The sequence below is a fragment of the Massilia sp. SYSU DXS3249 genome (genome assembly GCF_053668055.1).
Genome location: NZ_JBSIPX010000002.1, coordinates 212,604 through 224,570, shown reverse-complemented (window position 1 = coordinate 224,570; position 11,967 = coordinate 212,604). Strand labels below are relative to the sequence as shown.

7 protein-coding genes are annotated in these 11,967 nt (G+C 67.6%); 1 reads left to right on the top strand and 6 read right to left on the bottom strand.

All coding sequences use genetic code 11. The annotated features are described in order from the left end of the window. Positions 1-51 precede the first annotated feature (51 nt). Entirely contained in the window at positions 52-477 is a 426-nt protein-coding gene (locus ACWCIA_RS03240) for a hypothetical protein (protein ID WP_454160921.1), read from the top strand. Between the two features lie 2 nt (positions 478-479). On the opposite strand, the gene ACWCIA_RS03235 is transcribed toward ACWCIA_RS03240, so the two are convergent. The 6 genes from ACWCIA_RS03235 to ACWCIA_RS03210 all read right to left on the bottom strand — a co-directional run bounded on the left by ACWCIA_RS03235 (position 480) and on the right by ACWCIA_RS03210 (position 11,924). Beyond that, complete coding sequence (locus tag ACWCIA_RS03235; protein WP_454160919.1) at positions 480-740, bottom strand: DUF504 domain-containing protein; 261 nt, start codon at positions 738-740, stop codon at positions 480-482. 18 nt (positions 741-758) lie between these two features. Continuing rightward, positions 759-1,328, bottom strand: coding sequence for a hypothetical protein (locus ACWCIA_RS03230; RefSeq protein ID WP_454160917.1), 570 nt, complete (start codon positions 1,326-1,328; stop codon positions 759-761). A 94-nt stretch (positions 1,329-1,422) separates the two neighbouring features. Further along, the gene (locus tag ACWCIA_RS03225; RefSeq protein WP_454160915.1) at positions 1,423-5,280 is read right to left on the bottom strand and encodes an AMP-binding protein; all 3,858 of its coding nucleotides are present in this window, start codon (positions 5,278-5,280) and stop codon (positions 1,423-1,425) included. 48 nt (positions 5,281-5,328) lie between these two features. Then, complete coding sequence (locus tag ACWCIA_RS03220; protein ID WP_454160913.1) at positions 5,329-6,738, bottom strand: aminotransferase class I/II-fold pyridoxal phosphate-dependent enzyme; 1,410 nt, start codon at positions 6,736-6,738, stop codon at positions 5,329-5,331. A gap of 16 nt (positions 6,739-6,754) precedes the next feature. Then, positions 6,755-9,286, bottom strand: coding sequence for a diguanylate cyclase domain-containing protein (locus ACWCIA_RS03215; RefSeq protein WP_454160912.1), 2,532 nt, complete (start codon positions 9,284-9,286; stop codon positions 6,755-6,757). A gap of 238 nt (positions 9,287-9,524) precedes the next feature. Then, the gene (locus ACWCIA_RS03210) at positions 9,525-11,924 is read right to left on the bottom strand and encodes a sensor domain-containing protein (RefSeq protein ID WP_454161251.1); all 2,400 of its coding nucleotides are present in this window, start codon (positions 11,922-11,924) and stop codon (positions 9,525-9,527) included. Positions 11,925-11,967: the final 43 nt, after the last annotated feature.

Here is an 11,967-nt window from a genome sequence, read left to right as displayed (position 1 = left end):
CGAGTGTACTCCAGGGTTGACGATGGCGGCTTCTACCTATCGGAGGCAGCCATGCAGTTATCGACCTACCGCCATGTCGTGCGCGCCAGCGCGCTCTACGACGTCCTGTTCACCGCCGCACTGGCCACGCCCTGGAGCCAGGCGCTGGCGCACGGCCTGATGTCCGGCCTGAACCAGCAGCTCGGCGGGTCGCCCCTGCCGCCGTTCGGCACCTTCCACGTGTTCATCGCAGGCCTGCTCGGCAGCGTAGTGGTCGTGTGGTCGGTCCTGCGCATCCGGCGCCCGAGCCTGGTGCTGGGACGTTACGACGGCATGGCGCGCTTGCTGTTTTCGGCCTGGATGGCCTGGACGCTGGCGCAGGGCGGGGCTCCCGTGCTGTGGCTGTTGCTGGTGCCGGAGACGAGTTGGGGCGTGGTGCAGTGGTGGCCGGTCGGCCGGGCGCAGCCTGGGGGCGTGCGCGGCGCCGTCGCGGCTTGAACTCAGGCGGGAGCGTCACGGCGCCAGATTACTTCCCCGTTGCGCACCACTTCGCGCACCCGGTGGAAGGGCACCATCCGGGCCGCGCCGTCGTTGCCGATGACTTCGAAGGAAAAATGCTGGCCGCGTTCGAGGTTGATGCGCTCGAAGGTGACGCGCACGATGCGGTCGAATACGCGGTCGTAATAGCCGATGACGAAGTGGGCGTTGCCGAACTCGAGGTCCCAGACGATCCGGTTGAGCAGCTCGTGGATGGGCGTCATGGCGGCTGGCCGCTGCGATTATTTTGCGCGGCGCTCGACGCCTGCGCTGTTCACGGCCAGCACCACGATGACCGACGCGAGGATGGCCAGGCCGACGTTGCTGGCCAGGTCGAGCAGGTGCGGGTCGGATACCGGATAGGCCACCATCGCCACGCCGCTGTGCTCGGCGATGAAGAGCGCGAACAGGGTGGCGATGACGATCCCGGCCCACAGCAGCCCGGCGCGCAGGCCGCCCAGCAGCAGGGCGATCATCGGGCACAGGATGAACCAGGAGACGGTGGGCGCGCCGATGCCGCCCAGGTTCAGCGCGAGCCAGATCTTCAGGGCGAACAGTGCCCCGATGAACAGTGTGCGCGCCGCGGCCAGGCTGAAGCCGGCGTTGAGGGTGAAGGGCGCGACCATCATCACGGTGGCGCCGGTGAAGACGACCATGCCCGCGGTGTCGAAGCCGAGCACGTGGTAGAGCATCGCCAGCAGGGGCGCGCTGGCCGCCGTCAGCGCGGCCAGCACCGCCAGGTGGCGCGCGGCCTGCCGCTGGTGCGGAATGGCGCGCAGCGCGGCGGGTATGATGCGGTCGATTTGGTTCATGGGTCCCGGTACAGGACGATCGGTAGCAATCATGGTAGCTGTTTCTCAGTACAAAAGGTGAACTGCGAGGTGAACTGCGAGGTGAACGGCCTGCTCATCCCGCCGTGCCCGTGCGCAGACCGGCCCGGCTGTCGATGAAGGCGGCCAGTTTGGCGACGCTGCCGTAGTCGAACAGCAGTTCGGGCAGGATCGTCATGCCGACCCGTTCCTCGAGTTCGGCGGCGATCGATGCCGTGGCCAGCGAATCCATGCCGAGGTCGGTGAAGGGCGTGTCGGCCTGGAAGTCGACGCCCTGGCGCAGCGGCTCGGAGCGCAGCCAGTTCGCGATGCACGCGTGGACGATGGCCTGGGTAGCGGCCGACGCCGTCGCCGGGACCGCGGCAGGCAGCGCCGCGGCCGGGGCCTGCCGAGGTCCCGTCGACGGCGCCGGATCGGAGGCCGTGCCGGAAGGGCTTGCGGGCAGCGCATCGCGCCGCAGCAGGGCGTCCGCCTGCTGGCTTTCGCCCGGCAGCTGCTGGTCGACGTCGCCGATCTCGGCGGCGTAGGCATCGACCAGCGCGGCCAGCGCGGCGCTGCTGCTGTGCGGACGGTTCGCGGCCATCTCGGCGACGATCTCGTGCCCCAGCGCGCTGAAGCGCCGGCGCGCCCAGACGACGGCGTCGCTGGCCAGTTGCGGGTCGCATTGCCCATGCTGCTGGCGCCCCTCCGCCGCCGCGACCAGGCAGGCGCGGGCCGCCAGTTCGCCGATGCGGTAGTCCAGCCACTGGTTCAGGGACGCCTGCGATTCGAACAGGCGGCTGCCGCCCATGCCGGCGCGCAGGCGCGCCACCAGGGCCGCCAGTTCGGCGGCCAGCGCGGGGCGGCCCAGCGTCTCGGCCAGGAAGATATGCACGGCGCCTTCCGGCTGGGCCATCGAGGCGCCCAGGTGGGCGTACAGGGTTTCGGTCGGGCCTTCGAGGATGCGCAGGACGCGGGCGTCGCGCAGGATCTGCGGGGCGCCGTTCGATTCGATGTAGCCGCGCCCGCCCAGCATCTGCACCAGGGCGTCGGCGGCCGATCCCAGCGACTCGGTGGCGCTGGTCTTGCAGGCGAGGTAGGCCTCGGCCGGCACTGCGGCGCCGGCGTCGAGGCGGCCGGCGATCGCCTGCACGAGGGCCTCGACGGCAAAGATGTTCGAGGCCAGGTCCTGCAGGCGCGCGATGCTGACCGCGTTGGCGGCCAGCAGGCCGCTGGCGATCTCGCGGCGCGACGCGTAGCGCGCCATCAGCTGGGCGCAGCGCTTCATGGCGCCGACGCAGATGCCGCCGATGCCCAGGCGGCTGAACAGCATGGCGTCGCGCGCAACTTCCATTCCTTCGCCCGGAGCCAGCAGCATCGCCTCGTTCGGCACGAAGGCGTTCTCGAAAACCATCGTGTTCTGGACCATGCCGCGCATACCCATGGTCAGCGATTCCGGGCCCTGCACCAGGCCGGCATTGTCGGCTTCGACCGTGAAGGCGCCGATGCCGAGCGGGGTGCCGGCTTCGTCGACGGCCTTGGCGAAGACCGTGGTCAGGCCGGCCCAGGAAGCCAGGCCAATCCACTGCTTTTCGCCGTTCAGGCGCCAGCCGCCCGCGCTGCGCGTGGCGGTGGCGCGCAGCCCGACCGGGTTCGACCCGGCCGCCGGTTCGGTCAGCGCAAACGAGGCCAGCTGGCGGCCGGCGGCCAGGCCGGGCAGCAGGCGCTGGCGCATGGCGGCCGGGGCGTAGCCGAGCAGGGGACGCACGCCCAGCCCGTTGTGCACGCCGATCAGGGTGGCGATGGTCAGGTCGACTGCCGCGACCTGCTCCATCACGCGCAGCAGGTCGCGCGTGGTGAGGGCCATGCCGCCGAACTCGCGCGGCACCTGCAGGCCGAAGAAGCCCTGGTTGCCCAGGTCGAGCACGATGTAGGGCGGGATGGTGCGGCGCTCGTCGATCAGGCGCGAATTGATGCGCCGCTCGGCGTACTGGCGGAACCAGGCGATCATGGCGTCGGCGCGGGCGCGGCTGGCGTCGGCATCAAGCGCGGCGTCGGCCAGCGCCGGTGTTTCCGCTGCCGGGGCAGGTGCCTGCGCGGGCGCAGGCGTGGTTGCGCGCGCATAGGCGGCAACGACCACGTTTTCCTTGGCCGCGGCCGACATGCTGCGGCGGTCGAAGATACTGCCCGGCATCACGTACACGAGTTCGAGCTGGCCCTGCAGCGCCAGTTCCTTGCAGCGCGAGCGCTGGACCTTGCCGCTGGTCGTGCGCGGGAAGCTGCCGGGGCGGACGAACACGATCGAGGACACGGCCACGTCGAACTGCTGGGCGATCACGCGGGTGATCTCGCGCGCGCTGGCGTCGATCTGCGCAAGATAGGCGTCGTGTTCCTCGGTGCGGTTGGCTTCCTTGGCCTGCTGCGCGGCGCGCACCAGGCTGCGGTTGGCCTCGGCGACGATCGCGAGGCGCTCCTGGCCTTCGACCTCGACCGAGAACGCGGCGCACATGTTCGGTTCGATGAAATCGATGGCGCGCTCGATGACTTCCTCGATGTCCTGGGGGTAGACGTTGCGCCCGTTGATGATGATCAGGTCCTTCAGGCGGCCCGTGATGAACAGCTCGCCGTCGCGCATGAAGCCGAGGTCGCCGGTGCGCAAGAAGGGGCCTTCGCCGCCGGCCAGCGTCGCGCCGAAGGTCGCTGCGGTTTCGTCAGGGCGCATCCAGTAGCCGCGCGCCACGCTGGGGCTGCTGACCCAGACTTCGCCGACCCGCCAGTTCGATACCTGCAGGCGGGTTTCCGGATCGACGATGGCGACCGTGGTCCCGGTGCCGATGCGGCCCGAGCTGACGATCTCGCGCGCATCCTCGTCGCCGCCGGAGACGTCGCGGATCTGGTTCCCTTCCAGCAGCGACTTGCTGACGGTGCGCACCACCGGCGCGGTCGCGATCGGCCCACCGCTGACGAACAGCGTCGTCTCGGCCATGCCGTAGCAGGGGAACAGGGCCGACTCCTTCATCCCGCAGCCGGCAAAGGCGGCCACGAAGCTGCGCAGGGTGGCGGCGCGCACCGGTTCGGAGCCGTTGTAGGCGACCGTCAGGCTCGAGAGGTCGAGGCCTTTTTTCGCGTCCTCGTTGATCCGCTTGGCGCAGTAGTCCCAGCCGAAGTTGGGCGCGCCGGCGCAGGTGCCGCGGTAGCGCGAGATGGCCTCCAGCCACATGCGCGGCGTTTTCAGGAAGTTGGCCGGCGCCATCAGCACGCAGTGGAAACCGACGTGCAGCGGCGACACCACGCTGCCGATCAGGCCCATGTCGTGGAACAGCGGCAGCCAGCTGACCATCACGGTGTCCGGCGTGAAGCCGAAGCCGGTGCGGATCGAGTCGACGTTGGCGGCGATGTTGCGGTGGGTGATCTCGACGCCTTTCGGCAGCGCGGTCGACCCCGAGGTGTACTGCAGGAAGGCGAGGTCCTCGGGCGCGACCTGGGGCAGCGCCGCGCCGGGGTCGAGCGGCTCGAGGTGGTCGGTGGAGAGGACCGCGCGGTGGTCGGCGTCGACCAGCGACAGGCTGGCCTTGATCGCGGTTTCGCAGTCGTGGCGGGTCAGGATCAGGACCGGGTCGGCGTCGTCGAGCAGGGCCTTCAGGCGGCGCGAGGCGCGGCTTTTATGCGGGATGGTGGCCGGTACCGCGATGATCCCCGCCAGCAGGCAGGCGAGATACACCACGATGAACTCGAGTCCGGCGGGATACAGCAGCAGGGCGCGCGATCCTTTCGGCGCACGCTCGGCCAGCGCCCGCGCCAGGTTCGATGCGCGGCGCTCGAGCTGGCCGAAGGTGATCTCGTCGACCTTGCCGTCGTCGCGCAGGAAGGTATAGACCAGGCGTTCCGGCGTGGCCTGCGCATGCTGGCGCAGCCGCTCGGTCAGGAGTGCGATGGCGCCGGACGGCTGGGTCATATCCTCGTTCAGTTTCACATGGGCCCCTGGTTGGTCTGCTTGTTTGGCTTATTGAGTATGGAGACGTGCTTCGCCGGCGGCCAGCGCCTGGCGCGCGCGTGCGACGGCGCTGCCGATGACCGGCGCGGCGCGCTTGAGCTGCTGCATGTTGTGGTTCGCCATCAGCTGCAGGCGCAGGCGCGAGGCGCCGATCGGCACGCCGGGGAATTCGACCTGGTTGACGAATACCGACTGGTCGAAGAGCAGCTTGCCGGTCAGGCGCGAGACCTTCTCGCTGCCGATCAGCACCGGCACGATGGCCGAGGGCATGCCCATGCAGGTCAGGCCTTCGGCGGCCAGCAGGCCGCGCAGGTTTTCCGCATTGCGCAGCAGGTCGGCGCGCAGCGACTTGCCCTCGCTTGATCCCACGATGTTGACGCACTCGTGGATCACGGCGGACTGCACCGGCGAGAGCGCGTTCGAGAACATGTGCGGGCCGGCGTAGAGCTGGATGTGGCGCTTGACCGAACGCGAGCTTGTCGCGACGAAGCCGCCGTTCGAGGAGAAGGTCTTCGAGAAGGCGCCCATCACGAGGTCGATCTTGCCGAGCATGCCTTGCGCTTCGATGCAGCCGCCGCCGTTGGCGCCCAGGGCGCCGAGGTCGTGGGCCACGTCGACCAGCAGGGTGGCGCCGAACTCGTGGCAGCTGGCCTGCAGCGCGGCCAGGTCGGGCGTGTCCGAATCCATGCTGAACAGGCCTTCGGTGACGACCAGGATGCCGTGCTCGGTGTCGCGCGCGCGGATGCCGGCCAGCAGCTGCCGCACGTGGGCGACGTCGAGGTGGCGGTTGATCGCGACGTTCGGCGTGGCGCTGGCGGCGCCCTGGCGCAGAGAAGCGTGGGCGAACTGGTCGATGACGATATGGTCGGTGGTTTGCACCAGCGCCGTGATGGCGCCGAAGGCCGCGCCCCAGCCGGTCGGGAACAGGGCCACGTGCTCGGCCTGGACCAGGCCGGCGATGGCTTCTTCGAGGGCCAGCGAGAGCTTGGTGTTGCCCAGCAGGACGGCCGAGCCGGCGCTGTGCGGGCCGGCGTCGCGCAGGGCGCGTGCGGCCGCTTCGGCCACCGCCGGGTGGGACGCGAGCGACAGGTAGTCCTGGGAGGCGAAATTGATGCCGCGCGCGCCCTGGCCGGCCTCGTCGCGGATGCTGGCGATCGGATACGGCGCGCCTTCGAGCGAGCGGCTGTACTGCCACAGCTGGTGCGCCGCGCGCTGGTCGTGCCAGCCTTCGACGGCGGCGGTACGCGCCAGCATGTCGGCGCCGCGCGGCTGCGCGAACTGGGCGGCGGTGCCGGAGAGGGCGCCGGCGGCCAGCATGGCGTCGACTTCGCGCTCGAGCACCTGTTCCGGGCTCAGGGCAGATTCGTCCGCCCCGCCCGTGCCGTTCGACATAGCGTGATCCAGGTTTGCTTGATTCATTTCTTATCCCTTCCGTTTACACCGGGCAGGCCACGGTAGAAGCCGTGCCGCACGGCGGCGTGGTCATTTGCTGCCCGAGCAGTTCCGCAATCTGGTCGGGACCGACCGGACGGTTGAAGTAATAGCCCTGCGCGGCGTCGCAACCCATCGCCTGCAGGTCGGCAAGCTGGGCTTCGGTTTCGACCGCTTCGGCGATGACGGTCAGTTGCAGGCGGTGTGCCATGTCGATGATCGATTCGGCCAGGGCGTAGGCGCGTTCGTTGCGTTCGGGTTGGCCGAGGCGCACGACGAAACTGCGATCCATTTTGAGGATGTCGGCCGGAAGCTCTGTCAGGTAACTCAGGCTCGAATACCCGGTTCCGAAATCGTCAATCGAAACCTGTACACCGGCCCGGCGAAGTATACTCAAGCCTGCCTGGTTCAGCGACATGTTATCGATCAATATCCCCTCAGTAATTTCCAGATCCAGGCAACGGGGGTCGATTCCGGTCTCGTCGATGATCGCGAGGATACGTTCGACCAGGCCCGGATGCTTGAGCTGGCGGACCGACAAATTCACCGCCGTCTTGATCGGCGGCAGGCCCGCTTCGCGCCAGGCCACGTTCTGCTCGCAGGCGGTGCGCAGCACCCATTCGCCGATCGGCACGATCAGGCCGGTCTCTTCGGCCAGCGAGATGAAACGGCCCGGTTCGATGCGGCCGTATTGCGGGTGGGCCCAGCGGATCAGCGCCTCGACGCCGGCGATCTTGCCGGTGGCGAGATCCACCTGCGGCTGGTATTCGAGCAGCAGCTGGTTCTCCGCCAGCGCTTCGCGCAGGTGGTTCTTCAGGGTCAGGCGCTCGCTCGGCGGCAGGGCGGCGTCGGTCGCATAGATCTGGACGTTGTTCTCGCCCCAGTTCTTGGCGCGCGTCATGGCCACGTCGGCGCGCTTGAGCAGGGCGTCCATGTCGCAGGACGGCGCCGGGAAGATGGCGATGCCGATCGACAGGCTGACGAAACATTCGCGCTCGCCCACGATGAGCGGCAGGGCGAAGCGGTCGAGGATCTTTTCGGCTACCTGCTGGGTGTCGGCCACGTTCCACAGGTCTTCCAGGATGACGATGAATTCGTCGCCGCTCCAGCGCACGATGGTGTCCGATTCGCGCAGGCAGGTGCGCACGTGGTCGGCGGTCTGGACCAGGATGGCGTCGCCCGCCTCGTAGCCCAGCGCCTCGTTGACTTCCTTGAACTTGTTCACGTTCAGCAGCATCACGCCGACCAGGCGCTCGTTGCGCAGGGCGCGCGCCATGGCGTGGCCGAGGCGGTCGCGCAGCACGCGGCGGCTGAGCAGGCCGGTGAGTTCGTCGACGCGGGTGGCGTCGAACAGGTCGGGGGACACGCTTCCTTCGGCCGGCGCGCCGTCGGCGTCGAGCAGAGCCGGCTCCAGGGCCTGGCCGTAGCTGACCACGCGGTTGCGGCCGCTGGACTTGGCCTGATACAGGGCTTCGTCGGCGCGCGCCACGGTCTGGCCGATCGATTCGCCGCGGCGGAACTCGGCCACGCCGATCGAGACGGTCACGTTCAGGTCCGGCGAGACGCTGGAGAAGCCCAGCTGCTGCACGCGCAGGCGCACCCGCTCGGCGAACACATGCGCTTCTTCCTGCGTGGTACGGGGCAGCATCAGCAGGAATTCCTCGCCGCCGTAGCGGCCGAAGGAGTCGGTGTCGCGGATGCGCTTCTGGACGCACAGCGCGAACTCGCGCAGCACCAGGTCGCCCGCCGAGTGGCCGTAGGTGTCGTTGATGCGCTTGAAATAGTCGATGTCGAGCAGGCACAGGCTGAAGGTGGTGTTGCTGTGGCTGGCGTGCTCGCGCTCGTCCTCGATCAGCTTGATCAGGTGGCGGCGGTTGTGGCTGCCGGTCAGCTCGTCGCGGATCGCCAGTTCGTTGATGAAGTCGAGCGCCTGCTGGAGCTTGATGAAGCCCTGCGTCTTGGTCAGCTCAAACAGCAGCACGAACACCACGATGACGATGTACAGGCCGAAGTCGCACAGCAGGTACAGGAGGGTCATGTCCTCGACCGGATGCGGCGGCAGCGGCATGCCGAACAGGGGCAGGGCATAGATGACGGACACCGCCGCGCAGCTCATGCACAGCCAGAACACGGCAGTGGCGACGCCGCCCAGGAACATCGCGACCACCGGCGCCGTGATCAGCCAGCCGGCCGTCGGCGCCGACACGCCGCCCAGCGAATAGGTCAGCCAGGTGAAATTGAAGAACACCGCGCACAGGAAGACTTCGCGCGCCACGACGATGCTTTTGGTGAAACGCAGCAGGAAGGGCGACACGAACATGAAGGCGCAGCAGGTCAGGATGACCTTGGCGGCCGCGGTGAACCCGAGCGCGTGGTAGGTGAAGGCGTACAGGGGACCCGACAGGGCAGCCATGACGACGGCGTTGATCACGTTCTGCGCGCGCGTGAGGGTCGCGGCGTCCGGCTGGGCCTCCAGCGGAATGAACCACTGGATCGCAGCAATGTAGCGGCTGATCAATCGGGAGCCAATATTCATGATGAGTCTTCAGATGTGGTGGTGTCCCCCGCTTGTACGATTGCCTCGCATAAACATTGCCACGTGGAACTAACCTATGATCGTAGCATGCGGGCTGCCCGTTTTACATAGTTACAAGGCAAACTGCAGCCAAGCGGCCGAAAAGTTGCAGACATGTGACATTTCACTGCAATAAAGGCAATGAAAATCTCACAATAAAGCGTGGGCGCCGCTAGGCCGGCGATCGGGAAAGCAGGGCCTAGGAAGCCAAGCGGGCGTCGCTGCAGACCATGTGCTGCAGCGAGGCCTGGGAGAGGGCGGGGCTGAAGTAGTAACCCTGCATCTGGTCGCAGTCGTGGTCGCGCAGGAACACCATCTGCTCGCGCGTTTCCACGCCTTCGGCGATCACTTTCATGTGCAGGTTGTGGCCGAGCGCGATGATCGCGCGGGCGATGACGGAATGCCCGTCGTGGACGACGTCGCCGAGGAAGGAACGGTCGATCTTGATGAAGTCGACCGGGAATTTCTGCAGGTAGGAGAGGCTCGAATAACCGGTGCCGAAGTCGTCGATCGACAGGCGCACGCCGAGCTTCTTGAGCTCGGCCAGCGCCTCCATCGCCTCGTCCGGGTGGTCCATCAGCTGGCTTTCGGTGACCTCGAGTTCGAGGTTGCGCGGGTTCACGCCGGCCTGCGCCAGCGTGCGCGCCAGCTGGCCGGCGAACTGGCGTTGGCGCAATTGCCGGGCCGAGAGGTTGACCGAGATGACGAAGTCGCGGATGTCGGCCGCCTCGAGCGCCTTCAGCGTGCGGCAGGCTTCGAGAATCACCCATTCGCCGAGCGGCACGATGAGGCCGGTTTCCTCGGCGACCGGGATGAACTCGTCCGGCGAGACCACGCCGTTTTCGGGATGGTTCCAGCGCACCAGGGCTTCGGCGCCGACCACCTTGCCGCTGCGCAGGTCCACCTTGGGCTGGTAGCCGACCACCATTTCGTGGTTCCGTATCGCGCGGCTCAGGCTGGCCTCGAGCATCAGGTGCTGGTGCACGATCTGGTTCAGTTCGCTCGAGTAGAACTGGCAATTGTTCTTGCCCAGGGACTTGGCGTGGTACATGGCCGCGTCGGCGGCGCGCATCACGCGGTCGACGGTGTCGCCGTCTTCGGGAAAGCGGCTCACGCCGATGCTGGTGCTGGCCAGGATCTCGCGCCCGGCCACCTGGATCGGCGCACCCACGCGCACGCGGATGCGCTCGATCAGGTCGGCCAGCTGCTCGTTGCCGGCCTGGTTATTGATCACCAACACGAATTCGTCGCCGCCGACGCGCGCCACCGTGTCGTTCTCGCGCACGCTCGCGCGCAGGCGGTTGGCGATCTCGCGCAGTACGACGTCGCCGGCGTCGTGGCCGAAGTTGTCGTTGATGTGCTTGAAATTGTCGAGATCGAGGAAGGCGAGCGCCCCCAGCACGTCGTTGCGCACGGCAAAGTCGATGGCGTAGCGCAGTTCGTCCTGGAGCAGGGTGCGGTTGGCCAGGCCGGTCAGCGGGTCGTGGTGGGCCAGGTGGTGCAGGCGCCGCTCGTAGTGGCGCGCTTCGGTGATGTCGCTGCTGACGCCGACGAAATGGGTGACCTCGCCGTCGGCGTTGATCACCGGGTCGATGCGCAGGTCGTTCCAGAATATCTCGCCGTTCTTGCGCGCGTTGCGCAGCACCACGTGCACGCTTTCCTTGTTCTTCAATGCCGCGTTGATGCGCTGGTGCTCGGCCATGTCGCAGCCTTCGACGCGCATGAAGCGCGGATCGCGGCCCTTGATTTCGGCCAGCGTGTAGCCGGTCATCTGCTCGAAGGCCGGGTTGACGTATTCGATCGGGTTCTTGCCGTCCTCGCAGCAGGTGATGATGATCGCGTTGACGCTCGAATAGATGGCGCGCTCGCGTATCCGCAGGCCCTGCTCGGTCTGCTTGCGCGCCGTGATGTCGAGCCCGGTGCCGAAGATGCAGGGCAGGTCGCCCAGGTTGGTGCGCGCGCAGTGGAACAGCAGGGTGGTGCGCTTGCCCAGCTTGCCGATCAGTTCCGCTTCATGCGAGGAGCTGCCCTTGTCGAAGGCATCGAGGATCTTTTGCACGATCTCCGGACGGACCTTTTCGTCGAAGAAAAACTGGACGTTGGTCGTCGGCAGCTCTTCGCTCGTCATCTCCAGCGCTTCCTCGAGCTGGTGGTTCCACAGCAGCAGGTGGCCGCTCTGGTCGATGACGTAGAACACGCAGGGCAGGCCCTCGATGAGGTCGGCCGTCGGCAGGTCCTGGATCAGCGCGTAGCGCGGGGGCGCCAGGCCGGCGCGGGGAATGACGATGACGCTGTAGGTGCCGGGCTGGTCGGGGTCGAGCGACTGCGGCGCGATCGTCACCCGCACCGGCAAGCGGCGCCCGTCGGCGCAGCGCAGGCAGCCGCTCGAGTCGAGCTCGGCGCGCGCAGCAATGGTCAGCGGCGGATCCCTGATGTCGTCGAATTCGATCAGGTGCTCGAGCGACTGGCAGCGGATCTCCGCCGCCGTGTAGCCGGCGAGCTTTTCGCATGCCTTGTTCCAGCTTGCAATAGCGCCGCTGGCATCGACCACGAAGACTGCGAGGGGCAAGGGCAGCAGATTCAATGCGTTCTCCTGCATCGCATGCCGGCCAAATTCCGGCATGCATGATGCATCATAGTCC

Coding starts and splice junctions, on each gene's coding strand:
- ACWCIA_RS03240 (WP_454160921.1), top strand. CDS start 52: ATGCAGTTATCGACCTACCGCCATGTCGTGCGCGCCAGCGCGCTCTAC.
- ACWCIA_RS03235 (WP_454160919.1), bottom strand. CDS start 740: ATGACGCCCATCCACGAGCTGCTCAACCGGATCGTCTGGGACCTCGAG.
- ACWCIA_RS03230 (WP_454160917.1), bottom strand. CDS start 1,328: ATGAACCAAATCGACCGCATCATACCCGCCGCGCTGCGCGCCATTCCG.
- ACWCIA_RS03225 (WP_454160915.1), bottom strand. CDS start 5,280: ATGACCCAGCCGTCCGGCGCCATCGCACTCCTGACCGAGCGGCTGCGC.
- ACWCIA_RS03220 (WP_454160913.1), bottom strand. CDS start 6,738: ATGAATCAAGCAAACCTGGATCACGCTATGTCGAACGGCACGGGCGGG.
- ACWCIA_RS03215 (WP_454160912.1), bottom strand. CDS start 9,286: ATGAATATTGGCTCCCGATTGATCAGCCGCTACATTGCTGCGATCCAG.
- ACWCIA_RS03210 (WP_454161251.1), bottom strand. CDS start 11,924: ATGCAGGAGAACGCATTGAATCTGCTGCCCTTGCCCCTCGCAGTCTTC.